This is a genomic window from Marinoscillum luteum, from assembly GCF_044005705.1.
Classification (GTDB): Bacteria; Bacteroidota; Bacteroidia; order Cytophagales; family Cyclobacteriaceae; genus Marinoscillum; species Marinoscillum luteum.
On sequence record NZ_JBIPKE010000019.1, the window covers coordinates 511,364 to 529,214 of the forward strand.

Below are 17,851 nucleotides of genomic sequence, written 5' to 3' on the forward strand. Positions count from 1 at the left end.
TGGTCATGCCGTTTAAAATTGCAATTCTTGGAACCGGAAATGTGGGTTATCATTTGGCCAGAAGGCTGAAAGAAGTGAACCATGAGGCCAGCATGGTCATAGGACGGGATGCTGAGAAGGCTCGTTCGATGGTCGAGACTTTAAGCCTCAATTCAGCGTATACTTCAGAAACAAACTTCTCTGAAACGCCATTTGACTTTGTGCTCCTGGCAGTACCGGATAAGGCCATTGAAGAGGTCATCCACCATTACCGATTTCATAAAAACACCGTGATCATCCACACATCTGGCGCTCAGCCTTTGGATTTATTGAAAGGAGTGGCTCACTGTGGTGTGCTCTATCCGTTTCAGACTTTTACCAAAAACAAGCCCGTAGATTTTGAGCAAATCCCCTTGTTAATCGAGGGAAATAGTGAGCAGAGCGTATCCAAAATCCTTGAACTGGCTACCCTGTTCGGACACGACATCCACCAGGTAAATTCAGCAAAAAGACTTAAAATCCATCTGGCAGCAGTTTTTGCCAGTAACTTCACCAATTACCTTTACACCATAGCCGATGATATTTTGAAAGACACCGGCCTTCAGCTCAGTGACCTCAACCATCTCATGCAGGAAACCGTAGAAAAAGCTATTGAATTAAATCCGAGAATGGCACAAACCGGACCGGCTATACGCCACGACGAAGAAGTAATTCAAAAACACCTGAATTTGCTGGAGCGTCACCCGGACTATAAAACCATCTACACAATAATCAGTGAGCAGATTGGTTTACTAAACAAAAAATGAAAAGACTGATCCGATACGATTTTGTAGGGTTTCTAATTGCGAGTCGCATTCCTAACCTGATCGTGATTGGAGCTACTCAGTACCTCACTGCCTTTTTTCTGGTAAGCAACTACCCCTATAAAAATGAGCAAATTGCCGGTCTAGGTTTTTTTGCAATGGTGGTCAGCACCATGATGATAGCAGCCGGCGGTTATATCATCAACGACTACTACGATCAGAAAATAGACATGATCAACCGGCCACAAAAAGTGGTGGTGGGCACCATATTTAGAAGGCGACTGGCTATGCTAGCTCATTTTCTCCTGACACTAGGTGGGATAGGTCTGGGATTTTATCTGGACATCAAAATAGGCGTACTTCATATTGTTTCTTCCTTTTTCCTTTGGTACTACTCCAACTACCTCCGCAGAATCACGCTGATTGGCAATGTAGTCATCGCCATGCTGACAGGACTTACACTTCTTGTGGTGATCGTATACCTACAGCGCAGTGAAGTACTGGTTTACATCTATTCGCTTTTCGCCATGGCGATTATCCTGATAAGGGAAGTGCTCAAAGACATAGAAGATGTGAAAGGAGACGCCACCTTTGGCTGTCAAAGCATTCCCGTGATCTTCGGTATTCGGGGAGCCAAACTCTTCATCTATCTGGTCTGCCTGGGGAGTGCTGGTCTTCTGGTCTCCTTTCTGATCACCGTAGACATTTGGTTGGTCCGATATTACTTTTTGGGACTCGTTCCCGTTTTTCTCTGGTTTATCTATCGGCTGGTGATGGCAGATCGACAGAAAGAATACAATTCACTGGTTAAATTTACCAACCTCATTATCCTATCGGGGTTAGTGAGTATGATACTCATAAAAACATGGATTTGAACATTGCCATTTTTGCATCGGGAAGCGGCACCAATGCCGAACAGCTAGTCAAACATTTTAGTCAGGTAGACGGAATCAATATCACTGTCATACTGTCCAATAAGCCCGAGGCATACGTACTCGAACGAGCCAAAAAATTAGGAATTCCGGCCATCACCTTTTCCAAAACAGAATTTATCACACCTGATTTTCTGAAAGTACTGGAGCGCCATGAGGTTGATTACATTGTATTGGCGGGCTTCCTCTGGAAGATCCCAGACTACCTGATCCAGGCTTTTGAAAATAAAATCATCAACATTCATCCGTCGCTTTTACCCAAATATGGAGGAAAGGGGATGTACGGAAGTCACGTACATGAAGCCGTCATTGCTCAAAAAGAGAAAACCTCAGGGATCACCATCCACCTGGTCAACGAGAAATATGATGATGGCCGCATACTTTTTCAGGCGAGTTGTGACATTTCTCCTGAAGACACACCAGATGCCCTTGCTTCGAGAATCCACGCTTTGGAACATCAGTATTTTCCGCAAATAGTGGAGGATTACATCAGGGATAGCACCTTAAAAACATGATAAATCTTTAGCTTTGCAGCTTATTTTCAGATAGATGAGCGAAGTAAAGATCAAATCAGCACTAATTTCAGTTTTTTACAAGGATGGATTGGCTCCAATCGTTGAAAAACTCGACGAATTGGGGGTAAAACTCTACTCCACAGGAGGGACTCAAAAATTCATTGAGGACATGAATGTGGCCGTCACACCGGTGGAAGATATCACCGAGTATCCTTCTATTTTTGGCGGCAGGGTGAAAACCTTACATCCGAAAATCTTCGGAGGGATTCTGCACCGTAGAGACCACGAGGGGGATCAAAAAGAAAAAGAGCAATTTGAAATACCGGCCATCGATCTGGTAATCGTGGACCTCTATCCTTTTGAGGAAACCGTAGCCAGCGGTGCCAGCGAAGAGGATATCATCGAAAAAATAGATATTGGTGGCATTGCACTCATCAGAGGTGCAGCTAAAAACTTTCAGGATGTGCTGATTGTAAGCTCTCGTAACTACTACGGAGATCTGCTGGACCTTCTGAATAACAAAAACGGAAATACCGAACTGGCAGATAGAAAGCTGTTTGCTACCCGGGCCTTTGACACCTCCTCCCATTACGACTCTGCCATTTTTACCTACATGAACAGAGATAATTCTGTTCCTTCATTCAAGGTAAGCGGCGCTAATGGAAAAGTACTTAGATATGGTGAAAACCCCCACCAGCAGGGAGTGTTTTACGAAGAGTCTGAATCTTATTTTGATCAGATTCATGGCAAGGAAATCTCTTATAACAACCTTGTGGACATAGAGGCTGCCATACAGCTCATTGGAGAATTCAAAGAAGAGACAGCCTTTGCGATACTGAAGCATAACAATGCATGCGGCGTAGCCACTGGCAATGATGTCAAAACTGCTTACCAAAAAGCGTTTGCTGCTGACACCATTTCAGCCTTTGGCGGGGTGCTCATTTGCAATCAGGAAATCACCAAGGAAGCGGCCGAAGAGATGCACAGCCTGTTCTTTGAAATATTGATTGCCCCTGCATTCAGCGATGAGGCGCTCACCGTATTACAACAAAAGAAAAACAGAATCCTTTTGGTCCAGAAGAAAAGCTGGAACAGGGAAAAGATCCATAAGAGCATGCTCAACGGCACCTTGGTGCAAGACTATGACAACATCACTGACAGTGAGGAACATTTGAAAGTAGTGACCAAAGTAGCTCCATCGACTGAGGACGTAAAGAGCCTCTTGTTTGCTTCAAAAATTTGTAAACAGTCTAAATCCAACACCATCATTCTGGCAAAAGACGGGCAACTGTACGCCAGTGGTGTAGGGCAAACTTCGCGCGTAGATGCCCTGGAGCAGGCCATTGCCAAGGCTCAGAAGTTTGGTTTTGATCTTCAGGGAGCTGTCATGGCCTCAGATGCTTTCTTCCCATTTCCCGATTGCGTGGAAATAGCCGATAAAGCAGGGATAAAAGCGGTGATCCAGCCAGGAGGCTCAGTGAAAGACCAGCTTTCTATCGACTATTGTGATCAAAATGGCATGTCTATGGTCTTTACAGGAACCCGTCATTTTAAACATTAGTAAAACAGTACAATACATATTAAATTCGTAGCTTTCCCTACCAATAATACAGCGAGCAGAACATGGGTTTTTTTGATTTCTTCAACAGTGACATAGCGATAGACTTAGGCACAGCCAATACCTTAATCATTAGCAAGGACAAAATTGTGGTGGATGAGCCTTCTATCATTGCCATCGACAAAAACAGCAATAAAGTTTTAGCGATAGGTCGTGAGGCGATGCAGATGCATGAAAAAACCCACGAAAATATCAAGACCATCCGTCCTCTTAAAGACGGTGTGATTGCCGACTTCCATGCTGCAGAGCACATGATCAGAGGAATGATCAAAATGATCGACAATGGCAACAAAAAATGGTTGCCCTCTTCTCACAGAATGGTCATCTGCATACCGTCGGGAATCACCGAAGTGGAAAAACGAGCGGTACGTGACTCTGCAGAGCATGCAGGAGCCAAGGAGGTCTACATGATCCATGAACCAATAGCCGCTGCCATCGGTATCGGCATCAACATTGAGCAGCCTATAGGCTCCATGATCGTGGATATCGGGGGAGGTACCACAGAGATCGCTGTTATTGCTTTGAGCGGTATAGTGTGTGACCAGTCCATTCGTGTGGCCGGTGACTCATTCAACAAAGACATTCTCGACTACATGAGACGTCAGCACAACCTGCTGATTGGTGAGCGAACCGCCGAGCGGGTGAAAATTGAGGTAGGATCAGCCCTTACCGAACTGGATGACGGACCGGAAGATTATGAGATCAGAGGTCGTGATTTGATGACGGGTATTCCAAAAGTGATCAAGATTTCTTACTCCGAAATCGCTTTTGCCATTGACAAGTCAGTCTCCAAAATAGAAGAAGCTGTACTTAAAGCATTGGAGATCTCTCCGCCGGAGCTTTCTGCAGATATCTACGACAATGGTATCTACCTCACAGGGGGTGGTGCATTGCTCAGGGGCCTTGACAAGAGGCTCTCTATGAAAACAAAACTACCAATACATATCGCTGAGGATCCATTGAGAGCAGTGGTAAGAGGCACCGGACTGGCACTAAAAAACCTGAACCAGTTCAAGCCTGTTTTAATGACGTAATTTCTGAATGCAAAATTTACTCTACTTCCTCTATCGGTTTAGAACCTTTGGGTTATTTCTGCTATTGGAAGGGATATGTGCCTGGCTGATTATCGGTTACAACAATCAGCCAAATGCTGCATTCCTTAACTCATCTAACAGGCTGGTAGCCGGCATCAACACCCTCACCAGCAACACCGGAGATTACTTCCAGCTAAAAACGATCAACGATCAACTGATCCGTGAAAACTTGCTTCTGCGTGAGCAACTGGCCAATGTGAGTCTGGGACTTGTGGAAATAGATTCTTCGGTCAGAAAATATAATCTGTTCAAGGCCAAGGTGATCAACAACACATTCCAGCGATCTATGAATTACCTCACTCTGGATGTAGGATCAAAAGATCAGGTGCTACCGGGTATGGGTGTAATAGGTGGGGAAGGAGTTGTTGGTCAGGTGAAGTCTGTATCCGGCAATTTTGCTACGGTCACCTCACTACTTCATAGAAATCTGATGGTTTCCAGTTCGGTAAAACGCACCCGCACCCTCTGTACTGTTCAGTGGGATGGAAACAGCCCGTTGGAAGCTTCATTAAAATACATCCCAAGGCACATCCCCATCAATATTGGGGACACCATTGTCACGTCGGGGTTCAATGCGGTATTCCCTGAAAACATACCAATCGGCACCATCAGCGAGTATCAGTTGGAAGACAACGACGTTTTTTATGAAGCCAAGATCAATCTGGCAGTGGATTTCAGCTCGCTGGAATATGTGTACCTGGTACAAAATGTAATGAAAGCTGAGCAGGATAGTCTGGAAACCGAAACCCAAATGGTGCAATGATCCGAGTCAACATACAACAGCAGGTTTTGCATTTTATCGTCTTTCTGGTGATTCAGATACCTTTTTTGTATAAGCTTATTTTGTTCAATAGTGCTTTTGGTTTTTTCTACATCGGTTTTATCCTGTTTTTGCCTTATGCTTTGAACAGGAGCCTGACCATGGTCATCGCCTTTCTGACAGGCCTCATCATTGATGCCTTTTCCAACACCCCGGGTATCCATGCCTCAGCATGCATTCTGGTAGCTTTTGTAAAGGATGGCTGGTTTAACCTCATGATGGGCACCTCCGATGATGATGTTTACCTCGACTGGAATGAATTGAAAGTCTGGGGATCTATCAAATATCTCCTACCCCTCATATTCATTCATCACATCATCATTTTTACAGTAGAAAATGGTGGATTTAATTCGTTCGGATTTTTGTTCAGTAAAATACTATACAGCACTCTGTATAGTTTCATCATTGTATTTGGGCTCAGCTTCCTGATGGCCCCGAAAGCAAGAAGAATATGAACACCAGAGCAATCATCATACAAGGTTTTATTTTGTTGGTGGCGCTCATCTTTTCTATCCGCCTGTTCTCGATACAGGTGATAGATGATGAGTATAAGCTAGCTGCTGAGAACAATATTGTTCAGAAAATAGTGGATTACCCTTTCCGCGGGTTGATGTACGATCGGTTTGGCGAACTGATGGTTTACAACACGCCTGTGTATGACCTCATGATTGTGCCCAAGGAAGTGAACCTGAGCGATTCCTCCGATTTAATAAAGCTTTTAGAAATTGACCATCAGACCTTCGTGTCCAGGTATCAGAAGGCCCGAAAGTATTCCTCTATTCTGGCATCCAAGTTTATGGAGCAGATACCCAATGATTTTTTCGCCAAAATACAAGATCGATTGGTCGCCTATGATGGCTTCTATGTGCTACCCCGAACAGTAAGGGGCTATCAGCACGACATGCTCTCTAATACACTGGGATATGTGGGTGAGATCAACAGAAGTCAGATTATCCGGGACACCAGCAACTACTACAAGTCCGGTGACTACATTGGGATTTCCGGGGTAGAAAAGCAATATGAAGAAAAGCTCAGGGGCAAAAGAGGACTGAGGTATAAGATTGTCAACGTTCAGGGCGTGGAGAAAGGAAAGTTTAGGGACGGAGCCTTCGATACGGTGTCTATTCCTGGCAAGAGCATTCACCTCACCATCAATACGGAACTTCAGGAGTATGCCGAAAAATTACTGAAAGGTAAAGTGGCGGGTTTAGTAGCCATTGATCCGAGAACCGGTGAAATACTGGCCATGGTCTCCACCCCTTCCTATGACCCGGCGCTACTCAGTGGGCGGGATCTGGGTAAAAATTTCCAGAAGATCAGAGAAGACTCTCTTACTCCACTTTTCAACCGGCCTTTGCAGGCCATGTATCCTCCGGGATCAATGTTTAAGACCCTCCAGGCGCTCATCGCCATGGAGGAAGGTGTATTGAGGCCCAGAGAACAGATCTACTGTGAAGGCAACCTCATCGGTGATCTCGCTCCCATCGGGAGTTATGATGTAGTAAAAGCCATCACCTATTCGTCGAATAATTACTTCTACAAGGTATTCAAGAGGGTAATCGAACAAGGTGAGCACGAAAGCAGGTTTATTGATTCGCGAATAGGATTGGAAAAATGGAACGGGTATGTCAATCAATTTGGACTGGGCCGCAGACTGGGCGTGGACATTCCCAATGAACAAGCCGGGTTGGTCCCCAATATTCAATATTATGACCGATACATTGGCACCAACCGGTGGGCATTCAGTAATATCTACTCCCTCAGCATCGGACAGGGTGAGCTGCTGGTTACGCCACTACAGATGGCTAATCTGGGAGCCATATTAGCCAATAAAGGATACTATTATACGCCCCACATTGTAAAATCAGTGGAAGGTGAACCCGCCCTGAAAATTGAAAAAAACAGCATTGATATTAAGCCTGAGTATTTTGGAGTGGTGATAGACGGTATGGAAAAAGTGATAGAGGAAGGTTCTGGCAGACGCGCGTACATCCCTGATTTGCCCATATGTGGCAAAACCAGTACGGTAGAAAACCCCCATGGAATGGACCACTCCGGCTTTATGGGATTTGCTCCAAAGGACAATCCGCAGATCGCCATAGCAGTCTATGTGGAAAATGCCGGCTGGGGTGGACGTGCCGCAGGTAGCACAGCCAGTCTGGTGATAGAAAAATACATCAAAGGAGAAATCTCCAGACCGTGGGTAGAGGAGTTTGTTCTGAAGGGAGACTTCCTGGATGAAAAGCAGAAAAAGACATTGAAAGAAATGAACATGGCCAAGCTTAACCAATGAGAAACGATCAACTCATCAATAAGCTCGATTGGCAGGTAATACTGATTTACCTGATCCTGGTATTCGGCGGGTGGCTCAACATCTATGCGGCGGACTACGACCCGGACGTGAACAATGGCATACTCAACTTCAGCATGAGTTCGGGAAAGCAGCTGATCTGGATAGGCTCCTCTTTTCTGCTCATCGCATTGATCATGCTGCTGGATTTTCGCTTTTATGACTCCTTCGCTTACATTATTTATGGAATTCTGATCTTCCTGCTGATCGTCGTCCTGATCTTTGGTAAGGAAGTGGCCGGGTCCAAATCCTGGTTTGAGCTAGGCGCGTTCAAATTCCAGCCGGCTGAATTCACCAAGTTTGCTGCGGCGCTTGGTCTGGCCAAGTACCTGAGCAAGTCCACACGTAAATCTTCAGACCTGAAGGTCCAAAGTATTGGATTTCTTTTCATTGGGTTACCCATGATCCTCATCATATTACAAGGTGACCTGGGAAGTGCCATGGTGTTCGGAAGTCTCATTTTGGTCATGTTCAGAGAAGGAATGCACCCGCTCATACTTATCCTCGGATTGGGTGTTATCATTCTTTTTCTTCTCACCCTGCTGGTCAGTCAAACGGTATTGCTCATCGGGATAGTGGTGGTCACATTGCTGGCGCTGGGTCTGGTGGCCAAGTCTCCGCCTAAAATTGCCATTGTGCTTATTGCAGGACTTCTCACAGCGGGATTTATCCGAAGTGTGGACTTCATACTGACTGATGTACTCAAACCACATCAGCAAAAGCGTGTGATGTCTCTGATCAATCCCAATGCTGATCCCCTGGGAGTAGGTTGGAATGTGACCCAATCTAAAATTGCCATCGGATCTGGAGGCCTCACCGGAAAAGGTTATTTGGAGGGTACACAGACAAAGTTTGACTTTGTGCCAGAGCAAACCACAGATTTCATTTTCTGCACCATCGGTGAAGAGCAGGGCTGGATCGGTAGTTTTTTGTTGGTGGCATTGTTCAGCACACTGTTCGTACGCCTCATCTATCTGGCCGAACGACAAAAATCCTCCTTTGCTCGTATCTATGGTTACGGCGTGGCCTCTATCCTTTTCTTCCACTTTGCAGTGAATATAGCCATGACGATTGGGCTGTTTCCGGTCATCGGTATTCCGCTACCCTTTTTCAGCTATGGCGGTTCATCCCTTTGGGGATTTTCAATCCTGCTCTTTTCTTTTCTGAAATTGGACGCCCACAGGATGCAGGTACTTCAGCGGTGGTGATAAATCTTATCTGAATTTTCTAAAGACTACTTTCAGGAGTTCCTTGACCTCTTCACTGTTCATGTCCCAGGCACGCTCCTTGGCATAAGTTTGCACCAGCAATTCCACGGCATCATCAAAAGATTCACAGGCCTCAATGGCGGCAATGGCCTCCGTGAAAGCCTCGCGGCTCCCATCAAACAGCTCCTTGGTAAACATGTATCGATGATTCACGGAGATCGCTTCCATGATCGTTTGTACCTTCTTTTGCTCCAGCTGATCAGCAAGGGTATTACTTTTCTTGCTAAAGGTGTCATTGATCGTTTCTCCGGCCTCTGAAAATTGTTCGTTTACAGATTCTTCAGGGGCAATTTCCTCATCGGGAGTTTCTTCCGGCCAATCCTCCGCAGCAGATGCACGCTCGGCCTCTTCTTTGGTATCTTCTTCAGGTACCTCTTCATCAGATTCTACCTCCTCTTCGTGTAATGGCTCTTCCTCTACCTCCGTGGTTGCTTCCACTTCATCAGATGATGCCTCCTCTTCCTCCTCAGCCGCTTCAAAACTCAGCTCCTCATCTTCCTCTTCGTTCGCTTCCGGCTCTTCAATGACTTCACGCTCCAATTCTTCATCTTCATATGCCTCTTCGTCTGAGTAAAACTCCACATCCTCCTCTTCATCAGGCTCCTCTTCCATCAAATCATCCTCCATTTCGGGAATCTCCTCCTCGCTTTCCTCATGGCTCTCGAAAGAGTCTTCATCCATGAAGAGCTCCTCTTCTGACAATAGCACTACCCTTGACAGGAGTTCCAACTCATGAGCTACTACCTCCGCAGTATCCAGTTCGTCAAAGTGGGCCTCGGCATTGTCCAGAAACTCATCCAGAGACACCTCGTTATTTTCTTCGAAGAAAGATTGAACCTCCTCTTTATGTAGCCTAAGGTATTTGAGGATAGGTTTGGTGAGTTTCTCATTCACCTGAGGCACATCCAGGGCGTCAAACTCCATGATGAGGTAGCTCCCCGGGTCTGCTGCAATCAGCAGCGTATCAGCCACAGCTTCCTCCAACATGCCCACCAGGTGCTCCTTACCCATCTCTATGTGCTGAGACAGGGTGTTCATAAACTGAACCATGGCTTTTCTTACTTCCGTATTCTTATAATTAAAAAACGGGCTCTCAAGCCGCTTCATCTCCTCTTGCCACTTGCGAAAGAGGATTTTTAATACAAAAAAATTAACCTGCTTGGAAGGAGTCAGGCTGAGTATTTGCTTACCAGAAATTTTCTCTTTTTGCTGAAAAAAATCAGAGGCGATTTTTTCGGAAAACTCTTCACTATATTCCTTTATAAACTCATCGTTTAGTTTCCTTTGCATAAGAATGGAAGATTGAAATGCCTGAAGTCACAATAAAAAACCTCAATAGTAAAACTATTCATTGCAACTCTAAAACGGAAAAACTTCTGGATATTTTACTGACGGAAACAGACTGGATGCATGCCTGTGGCAAAAAAGGGAAGTGCACCACCTGCACCACGGAGATTCTGGCGGGACAAGATGCCCTGAGTGGGTATACGGAGGCTGAAAGGAGATTTATTAACTTAGGGAGATTAAAAGAAGGTGACCGTCTGGCATGTCAGGCAGAGGTGCATGGAAATGTGACCGTAAAGGCACCTGGTACATATAAACTTCCACACATTGATTATTCTGAATAGATGTTTGTAGAACCCAATATTGGCGGCAGGTCCATCAGCAAGGCTGGCTGGGTAGAAGTGATTTGCGGATCCATGTTTTCAGGAAAAACCGAAGAACTCATCCGTAGGCTCAACCGGGTACTGATCGCCCAGCAAAATGTAGAGATTTTCAAGCCTACCATCGACAAGCGGTACTCCAAAAAAAAGGTGGTGTCTCATAATGAAAACGCCATTCACTCCACACCAGTCAATTTCGCTCATGACATCCTCCTGCGTGCAGGACACTGTGATGTAGTAGGTATTGATGAAGCACAGTTCTTCGACGATGAAATTATTTCGGTTTCCAATGAACTGGCCAATCAGGGAAAAAGAGTGATCATAGCCGGACTCGACATGGATTTTATGGGGAAGCCATTTTCCCCCATGGACCAACTGATGGCCACCGCAGAATACATCACCAAAGTACACGCCATCTGTATGGAATGCGGAAATATCGCTTCTTACTCCTACCGACGGACTAAATCCAAGCAAACCGTCGTTCTAGGTGAAAAAGATGTTTATGAGGCCTTATGCAGAAAGTGTTTTTATGAAAAAATGGATCACAAGCCTCGTTAGTTTCTGGTCAGTCGCACTGACCTTTTGTTTTGCTCAGAACATCCCCATCGATACGTGGAGAACTCACTTCAGCTACAACAATGCACGGATACTGGAGGAGGGCAATGGAAAAATCTTTTGTGCAGTAGAGAACGGGCTTTTTTATATAGACCTGGCAACAGGGGCCATCAATACCCTTTCAAAAACCGATGGGCTCTCAGATGCAGGGATCACTTCTCTCAGCTATAGCGAAGACTTCAAGACACTGGTGATCGGCTATGAGTCGGGGTTGGTGGATCTGCATCACGATGGGAAGGTGACAACCATTCGGGACATAAAGAACGCCACCCTGGTGGGGAGCAAAAAAATCCACCAGATTATCACGCATGGGAAACTGGCTTATGTGGGTACCAGCTTCGGGATTATTGTCGTTTCTCTGGAAAGACGCGAAATAGTAGACAATCATCGCTCCTTTGGCCCCAATGCGACGGATGTCACAGTCACCGAAATGTTGGTATTTGGGGAACGACTATTCGCCCTTACCAATGCAGGGCTTTTGAGTGCCTCCCTTCAGAGTAATCTTTCTACTTACACCAGCTGGATACTGGAAGCAGATAGTGCCAGCTTCAGCCACCTGGCGGCCACCAGTGAAAACGTGTTTGTCATCAAAAACGACACGCTCATTGCTCAACGAGTGGGCAATCAATGGATAGATGCCAGCTGGGCGAGCGATGAATCGATAATAGACATAAAAGCTAATCATGAATTTCTCTATCTGTTGACTTCCTCCAATATTCATCAATATCACAGCGCTGGCCCTGCTGCGCTAAAGTCTATTGCTCCCCTTCAGGCCAATACATTCCTGCCATCTGATGGCTTTTGGATTGGTGATCTCCGCTCTGGGCTTATTGATCCTGCCGGGCAGTCCATTATCCCCAATGGCCCTTTGAGTGATCATATCACCCAAATCAGGTACACAGATCAGCATTGCTATGCCTTTTATGGTCCTCATCCTGAAGACTATTATGGGCAAACCGACTCACTGGGCTATAGCCTTTTTGATAATACCTCCTGGGGCACTGAGACAATTGATGGATTTTATAACATCACAGACGTGGCTTTCTTTGAAAATAACCACTACTTCTCCTCAACCGGATATGGTCTTTATAATCAAACCGAAGGTTCCCTGGTGACTGGCCTCTCCAAAAACCTGGAAGGTTACGACCCACTCATCCCTCAACTCACCACTTCATCAGACCTGCTCTATATCCCCTCCTACGAAAGTGGAGAGCCCCTTTACACCCTGGATGAAGCGGGTCAACTCAACCCATATAGCCTCTCCTTTATAGGCACTTCCTTTCCCCTGGCCGTATCCCTCTCCCAAAGGGGGGTTCTCTGGATCACCAGAGGCATTAACGATGGTGGAGGATTTATTGCTCTAAACCTGAACAATCAGGATTTTAGGGAGCTGACCACTGCTGATAAGATCCCCTCCAATCAGATCAACGGTGTGGCTATTGACCTGAGCGATGAAACCTGGATAGCCACTGTGGGCGGGCCAGCGATTTTCACAGAAGCATCATTCATTTTTGACGACATTAATGCCATTATCCCTATTTATGATAATAAAGAGGTCTTTGAAGATGAAAGCGTGACGGCCGTTGCGGTAGATGGGGGCAATAGAATCTGGATGAGCACCAGAGAAGGTCTTTGGATTTTTGATAACAGTTTGAGTCAACTCGAGGCCCATTTCACCTCGGATAATTCACCCCTTCCTTCCAACATAATATTAAAGATGGCCTACAATTCAAAAAACGGTGAGATGTTCATCCTTACAGAAAAAGGACTCGTTTCCTACAGAAGCGGGTCATCGGCAGGTGGAATCACCAATCGGTCCGTCTCTGTCTTCCCCAACCCGGTACGGCCGGGATATGAAGGAATGGTGGGCATAACCGGACTGGTGCGTGATGCCTCGGTGAAAATCACAGATGTCAACGGTAAGCTTATCCGTGAGGTAGCGGCTAAAGGCGGCACCGCCTCCTGGGATTTGCTGGACTACAATGGTCAAAGAGTAAGGTCCGGGATTTATATCCTTTTCAACGCCTCTCAGGATGGTTCAGAAACACACATTGGCAAAATAGCCGTGATAAACTAATGGTCACAAAAACCAGGGGTATTGTAATCAAATACCTGAAGTATCAGGAGTCCAGCATCATCGTTCAGATTTTTACTGAACAGTACGGACTCATGTCCTTCATGGTCAATGGCATCAGAAGCCCCAGGTCGAAGCGCAGTATCGGCTACTTTCAGGCCTTTTCTCTACTGGAGCTGGTCGCTTACATCAAACCCAACCGATCGATTCAGAGGCTTTCAGAATACAAGTATTACGCCACGGCTCACCATATTCAGCAAGACATTCGCAAGGGAACCATTGTACTTTTCCTATCGGAAATTCTGAGCAAACTACTCACCCATGAGCAGGGCGAATCACACGAAAGACTGTTCGCCTTTCTATCCAATGCCATAATTACATTCGACAGCCTCCAATCAGAAATCGAAAATTTTCACCTTCACTTCTTACTTAAAATGTTGCCATTTGTTGGCCTGGATGTGGAGGATGGCACGGCCCTCATTCATAGTATGGAGCTGGAAATGATCGAGGAAGATCATAATCTTATTACCTTTATATCAAGCATCATTAGTTCGGATTACACTGAGCCTGTGCATGGATCAGGTGCTTTGCGGTTCAAAGCCCTGGAACTTATTTTGAATTATTATGAGCACCATACCACACAGCTTGGTGAGATCAAATCTTTAAAAGTGTTGCACCAAGTGTTCAGATAATTGTACAAATGATTTTATTTTTGAGCTAATCCAATATTTCTATGAACAACACTCTCTACAGTGAAGTCCCCTCACTAGATCTTGCAGATTTCACCTCAGGGGATGCTGCTACCAAAAGTAAGTTTGTTAACGATCTGGGACATGCTTATCAAAACATTGGATTTGTGGCCATCAAGAACCACGGCCTCTCAGATGATCTCACCAAACAACTTTATGACTCTGTACAGAAGTTCTTCATGCTGCCGGATGAAGTGAAGCTGAGGTATGAAAAGAAAGAACTGGCTGGTCAGCGTGGCTATATCAGCAAAGGCAGAGAAAAAGCCAAAGGCAGAAATACCGGTGACCTAAAGGAGTTTTACCATGTGGGGCAGCCCACGGAGAATAAGTTGGATGAATACCCTGAAAATATCTGGCCCGCAGAGGTTCCGGAGTTTGAGGCCCTGACATTGGAAGCTTTCAAGACCCTGCAGGAAGCGGGCATTCAAATGCTCAGAGCCATCGCCCTACACCTGGGATTGGACGAGCTGTATTTTGATGATAAAGTCCGCCAGGGAAACAGTATTCTCAGACAGATTCATTACTTCCCAATAGAAAACCCCGATGAAATACCCGCAGATGCAGTGCGAGCCGCCGAACATGGAGACATCAACCTGATCACGCTGCTCATGGGGGCGAGTGCTGACGGACTCCAGGTACTCAGGAGAGATGGCACATGGATTCCGATTACGGCTCTGCCGGATCAGATCGTGGTGAATGTAGGGGATATGCTGGACAGGCTCACCAACCATAAATTAAAATCAACCATCCACCGAGTGGTGAACCCACCAAGAGAAAAAATGGGAACTTCTCGTTTTTCTATTCCCTTTTTCATGCACCCCATTTCTTCCATGGACCTTACCAGTCTGGACAGCTGCGTGGATGCTGATCACCCCAAGCAATATGAAGATGTTACCGCCGGAGAATTTTTGGATGAAAGATTGAGAGAAATCGGATTGAAATCCTAATGTCGGTCAGAAGGGTCAGATACCTCATATTTCTAAGGGATGTCCTGATCCTTAGTGTTACCTCATTTGGTGGTCCTACAGCGCATCTGGCATTGATTCTGGACATGATGGTAACCAAACGTGGTTACCTGTCGGAGACCGACCTGATGGAGCTTTACGCCCTCTGTCAGATACTGCCCGGCCCGACTTCCACACAAACCATTACCGCCATTGGATTTAAAATCGGTGGACCAAGCCTGGCCTACCTCACGCTGCTCATTTGGGCCCTGCCAGCACTCACCATCATGATTTGTATGGGTATTATGGTGAATGTCTTTCAGGATATGGACATCTCACTGTCATTTCTTAAGTTCATACAGCCTATTGCCGTGGGTATCGTGGCATACTCAGCCTATAGAATCTCCAGTAGCGTGGTGAGTTCGCGTACGGGCTTTTTCCTGATGATTATTTCCACCATGGCTTCCTATATATTCAGAACACCATGGGCCTTTCCTATCATGCTGCTGATAGGTGGATCCATTACAGCCTTCAAATTCAAACAACAGCCACTAGAAGAGAAATCAACCATCAAAATCAATTGGTCCAACTTTATTCTATGGATCTCTGTACTGGTCTTCGCTGCGGTGCTTGGTGGAGTGACGCAGTATCTTCCCATCAGGCTATTTGAAAATTTTTATAGAAATGGAAGCCTGATTTTTGGGGGAGGCCAGGTGCTGGTACCGCTGCTTTACACGGAGTTTGTCGAATTCAAAGGCTGGCTCACCTCAGAGGAGTTTCTTTCTGGTTACGGATTTGTGCAAGCGCTCCCCGGGCCTGTATTTTCATTCAGTGCCTATGTGGGGGCCGTGAGTATGCACAATACGGATATTCCGCAGCAAATAATGGGTGGCGTGATGGCAGCTGCCGGAGTATTCTTGCCCGGCACCTTCTTCATCTTCTTTGTGAGTAGGTTTTGGGAGGATTTGAAAAAATATCGAATGGTCAAAGCCTCGCTCGAGGGCATCAACGCTGTGAGCTCCGGAATGGTGATCGCTGCGGCTTTTTTCCTGTTTGAGCCCATTGCCCCCACCACCCTCAACTACTCCCTAATGCTAGGAACAATGTGCCTGATGTTCTTCACCAAGGTGCCTACCCCTGTGATTATCCTGGTGGGCCTGATTACGGGGATTATTCTGAAATAGGGCTCTGCATTATTGCTCGGTTGCCGGATAGGGAAAAGCGGGGGACATAGTGATCTGGGATAAACCCTTCCCCGTGAAGTCGTAAAACAAAAAAAGCCCGGAAAACCGGGCTTTTTTAATCCATTAATTTCTTAAAAGGAATTACTTTCCTTCCACTGCAGGAGGGGTGATTCCCAATTTCTTCAAAATGATATTCGATACATCATCCTGCTCTCTGGCGTACAACAGCACGTCAAATCCTGGAGCTCCAGCACTAAAAATGTGCGTATAGCCATTCTCGATAGCTATTTGCTCTATGGCATTGCCAATTTTCTCATAAACCGGCTTCAGCAACTGGTTACGTTTGTTGCCCATGGAAGTCTCGGCATCCTGAGAAAACTTCTGAATGCTCTGCTGCAGGCTCTGGATTTCCTCTTCTTTATCCGTGCGGATCAGGTCGTCCCAGGTAGCTGCATTCGCCTGATAATCGCTCATCTTGGTTTGCAGGTTGTTGTATTTGGCTTGTATCTGATTCTGCAATTGCTTCTCATATGCTTTCAGCTCAGCGTCGATTTGCTTAGCCTCAGGCAACAGGCTGAGAACATAGTCTGCATTGGTGTAGCCAATCTTGAGATTTTCCTGCGCCGACACCTGTGCCGCACATGCCATCAACACCACAATTACACTTAAAATTTTTGCTTTCATAATAAAATTGTTATTTCCTAATTACTACTTTCCTGGTTTTCACCCAGACCCAATTCTTCCAATACATAATCAGTATAGTCATGAATTGGGTCAGTATAAATCATGACTAAGTCACCCGACTTGTCAAAAACGATCTGCAATCTATTGTTTTTTGCGACACGTTCCACTGCTTCAAACACCTGATCTTGTACAGGCTTTACTAATTCCTTCTTTTTTAGAAAATAAAGGCCGTCAAATCCAAAAATTTGCTTCTGATATTCCTTTACCTCTTTCCACTCCCGATCTATTTCCTGGCGGCGCTCAGCACTCATCTCAGCCGTCAATAGTACCTCCTCGGCCTGCAATGCAGCCTCCATCTCCTCTACCTTTTTGTACATGCCCTGAATCTCCGTCTCCCATCCCCTGGCCAGCTTTTCGATCTCCGCCTGAGCCTCCTTGTACTCAGGCATTCTGCTCAGCACGTATTCGGTATCCACATACCCAAATTTCTGGGCAAAAGTATTACTTATTGCGAACAAAAACAGGCAGAACACTAACAGGGCGCTTTTCTTCATAGTT

The 17,851-nt window shown here is 45.8% G+C and carries 18 protein-coding genes; 15 read left to right on the forward strand and 3 right to left on the reverse strand.

All coding sequences use genetic code 11. The features are described 5' to 3' along the window. The first annotated feature begins 5 nt into the window (after positions 1-5). From ACHKAR_RS17265 to rodA, 9 genes are all read left to right on the forward strand, one after another. Positions 6-785, forward strand: a complete 780-nt coding sequence (locus tag ACHKAR_RS17265) for a Rossmann-like and DUF2520 domain-containing protein (RefSeq protein ID WP_395418676.1) — start codon at positions 6-8, stop codon at positions 783-785. Continuing rightward, positions 782-1,657: a geranylgeranylglycerol-phosphate geranylgeranyltransferase gene (locus tag ACHKAR_RS17270; RefSeq protein WP_395418677.1), complete on the forward strand. Its 876-nt coding sequence runs from the start codon at positions 782-784 to the stop codon at positions 1,655-1,657. Before ACHKAR_RS17265 ends, ACHKAR_RS17270 begins: the two co-directional genes overlap by 4 nt. Then, positions 1,648-2,229: a phosphoribosylglycinamide formyltransferase gene (gene purN, locus ACHKAR_RS17275; protein WP_395418678.1), complete on the forward strand. Its 582-nt coding sequence runs from the start codon at positions 1,648-1,650 to the stop codon at positions 2,227-2,229. The genes ACHKAR_RS17270 and purN overlap by 10 nt, the downstream gene beginning before the upstream one ends. Positions 2,230-2,263: 34 nt before the next feature. Continuing rightward, the gene (purH, locus tag ACHKAR_RS17280) at positions 2,264-3,790 is read left to right on the forward strand and encodes a bifunctional phosphoribosylaminoimidazolecarboxamide formyltransferase/IMP cyclohydrolase (protein WP_395418680.1); all 1,527 of its coding nucleotides are present in this window, start codon (positions 2,264-2,266) and stop codon (positions 3,788-3,790) included. Between the two features lie 62 nt (positions 3,791-3,852). Next, positions 3,853-4,881, forward strand: a complete 1,029-nt coding sequence (locus tag ACHKAR_RS17285; RefSeq protein ID WP_159582744.1) for a rod shape-determining protein — start codon at positions 3,853-3,855, stop codon at positions 4,879-4,881. Positions 4,882-4,888: 7 nt separating this feature from the next. Then, complete coding sequence (gene mreC / locus ACHKAR_RS17290) at positions 4,889-5,704, forward strand: rod shape-determining protein MreC (protein ID WP_395418682.1); 816 nt, start codon at positions 4,889-4,891, stop codon at positions 5,702-5,704. Continuing rightward, positions 5,701-6,216: a hypothetical protein gene (locus ACHKAR_RS17295; protein ID WP_395418683.1), complete on the forward strand. Its 516-nt coding sequence runs from the start codon at positions 5,701-5,703 to the stop codon at positions 6,214-6,216. Before mreC ends, ACHKAR_RS17295 begins: the two co-directional genes overlap by 4 nt. After that, positions 6,213-8,054: a penicillin-binding transpeptidase domain-containing protein gene (locus tag ACHKAR_RS17300; RefSeq protein ID WP_395418684.1), complete on the forward strand. Its 1,842-nt coding sequence runs from the start codon at positions 6,213-6,215 to the stop codon at positions 8,052-8,054. The genes ACHKAR_RS17295 and ACHKAR_RS17300 overlap by 4 nt, the downstream gene beginning before the upstream one ends. Further along, complete coding sequence (gene rodA, locus ACHKAR_RS17305; protein ID WP_395418686.1) at positions 8,051-9,319, forward strand: rod shape-determining protein RodA; 1,269 nt, start codon at positions 8,051-8,053, stop codon at positions 9,317-9,319. Before ACHKAR_RS17300 ends, rodA begins: the two co-directional genes overlap by 4 nt. Before the next feature lie 6 nt (positions 9,320-9,325). Here the strand turns inward: rodA and ACHKAR_RS17310 are convergent, their stop codons facing one another. After that, positions 9,326-10,669 carry a hypothetical protein gene (locus tag ACHKAR_RS17310; protein ID WP_395418687.1) on the reverse strand — a complete coding sequence of 448 codons (1,344 nt, stop codon included), beginning with the start codon at positions 10,667-10,669 and terminating at the stop codon, positions 9,326-9,328. 17 nt (positions 10,670-10,686) lie between these two features. Here ACHKAR_RS17310 and ACHKAR_RS17315 point away from each other — a divergent pair, with 17 nt between their 5' ends. From ACHKAR_RS17315 to chrA, 6 genes are read left to right on the forward strand one after another with little or no spacing between them, the layout of a single operon-like run. Next, the gene (locus ACHKAR_RS17315; RefSeq protein ID WP_395418689.1) at positions 10,687-11,007 is read left to right on the forward strand and encodes a 2Fe-2S iron-sulfur cluster-binding protein; all 321 of its coding nucleotides are present in this window, start codon (positions 10,687-10,689) and stop codon (positions 11,005-11,007) included. Further along, the gene (locus ACHKAR_RS17320; RefSeq protein WP_159582737.1) at positions 11,008-11,601 is read left to right on the forward strand and encodes a thymidine kinase; all 594 of its coding nucleotides are present in this window, start codon (positions 11,008-11,010) and stop codon (positions 11,599-11,601) included. Then, a complete protein-coding gene (gene porZ, locus ACHKAR_RS17325; RefSeq protein ID WP_395418690.1) occupies positions 11,573-13,735 on the forward strand; it encodes a type IX secretion system anionic LPS delivery protein PorZ in 2,163 nt (720 codons plus the stop codon). The genes ACHKAR_RS17320 and porZ overlap by 29 nt, the downstream gene beginning before the upstream one ends. After that, entirely contained in the window at positions 13,735-14,424 is a 690-nt protein-coding gene (gene recO / locus ACHKAR_RS17330; RefSeq protein ID WP_159582735.1) for a DNA repair protein RecO, read from the forward strand. The genes porZ and recO overlap by 1 nt, the downstream gene beginning before the upstream one ends. 41 nt (positions 14,425-14,465) lie before the next feature. Next, complete coding sequence (locus tag ACHKAR_RS17335) at positions 14,466-15,428, forward strand: isopenicillin N synthase family dioxygenase (protein WP_395418692.1); 963 nt, start codon at positions 14,466-14,468, stop codon at positions 15,426-15,428. Beyond that, positions 15,428-16,609 (forward strand): chromate efflux transporter, encoded by a 1,182-nt coding sequence (chrA, locus tag ACHKAR_RS17340; RefSeq protein ID WP_395418693.1) that lies wholly within the window; start codon positions 15,428-15,430, stop codon positions 16,607-16,609. Before ACHKAR_RS17335 ends, chrA begins: the two co-directional genes overlap by 1 nt. Before the next feature lie 141 nt (positions 16,610-16,750). Here chrA and ACHKAR_RS17345 read toward each other — a convergent pair whose 3' ends face one another. Next, positions 16,751-17,293 (reverse strand): OmpH family outer membrane protein, encoded by a 543-nt coding sequence (locus ACHKAR_RS17345; RefSeq protein ID WP_159582732.1) that lies wholly within the window; start codon positions 17,291-17,293, stop codon positions 16,751-16,753. Positions 17,294-17,310: 17 nt separating this feature from the next. Further along, positions 17,311-17,847 (reverse strand): OmpH family outer membrane protein, encoded by a 537-nt coding sequence (locus ACHKAR_RS17350; RefSeq protein WP_159582731.1) that lies wholly within the window; start codon positions 17,845-17,847, stop codon positions 17,311-17,313. Positions 17,848-17,851: the final 4 nt, after the last annotated feature.

Coding starts and splice junctions, on each gene's coding strand:
- ACHKAR_RS17265 (WP_395418676.1), top strand. CDS start 6: ATGCCGTTTAAAATTGCAATTCTTGGAACCGGAAATGTGGGTTATCAT.
- ACHKAR_RS17270 (WP_395418677.1), top strand. CDS start 782: ATGAAAAGACTGATCCGATACGATTTTGTAGGGTTTCTAATTGCGAGT.
- purN (WP_395418678.1), top strand. CDS start 1,648: ATGGATTTGAACATTGCCATTTTTGCATCGGGAAGCGGCACCAATGCC.
- purH (WP_395418680.1), top strand. CDS start 2,264: ATGAGCGAAGTAAAGATCAAATCAGCACTAATTTCAGTTTTTTACAAG.
- ACHKAR_RS17285 (WP_159582744.1), top strand. CDS start 3,853: ATGGGTTTTTTTGATTTCTTCAACAGTGACATAGCGATAGACTTAGGC.
- mreC (WP_395418682.1), top strand. CDS start 4,889: ATGCAAAATTTACTCTACTTCCTCTATCGGTTTAGAACCTTTGGGTTA.
- ACHKAR_RS17295 (WP_395418683.1), top strand. CDS start 5,701: ATGATCCGAGTCAACATACAACAGCAGGTTTTGCATTTTATCGTCTTT.
- ACHKAR_RS17300 (WP_395418684.1), top strand. CDS start 6,213: ATGAACACCAGAGCAATCATCATACAAGGTTTTATTTTGTTGGTGGCG.
- rodA (WP_395418686.1), top strand. CDS start 8,051: ATGAGAAACGATCAACTCATCAATAAGCTCGATTGGCAGGTAATACTG.
- ACHKAR_RS17310 (WP_395418687.1), bottom strand. CDS start 10,669: ATGCAAAGGAAACTAAACGATGAGTTTATAAAGGAATATAGTGAAGAG.
- ACHKAR_RS17315 (WP_395418689.1), top strand. CDS start 10,687: ATGCCTGAAGTCACAATAAAAAACCTCAATAGTAAAACTATTCATTGC.
- ACHKAR_RS17320 (WP_159582737.1), top strand. CDS start 11,008: ATGTTTGTAGAACCCAATATTGGCGGCAGGTCCATCAGCAAGGCTGGC.
- porZ (WP_395418690.1), top strand. CDS start 11,573: ATGAAAAAATGGATCACAAGCCTCGTTAGTTTCTGGTCAGTCGCACTG.
- recO (WP_159582735.1), top strand. CDS start 13,735: ATGGTCACAAAAACCAGGGGTATTGTAATCAAATACCTGAAGTATCAG.
- ACHKAR_RS17335 (WP_395418692.1), top strand. CDS start 14,466: ATGAACAACACTCTCTACAGTGAAGTCCCCTCACTAGATCTTGCAGAT.
- chrA (WP_395418693.1), top strand. CDS start 15,428: ATGTCGGTCAGAAGGGTCAGATACCTCATATTTCTAAGGGATGTCCTG.
- ACHKAR_RS17345 (WP_159582732.1), bottom strand. CDS start 17,293: ATGAAAGCAAAAATTTTAAGTGTAATTGTGGTGTTGATGGCATGTGCG.
- ACHKAR_RS17350 (WP_159582731.1), bottom strand. CDS start 17,847: ATGAAGAAAAGCGCCCTGTTAGTGTTCTGCCTGTTTTTGTTCGCAATA.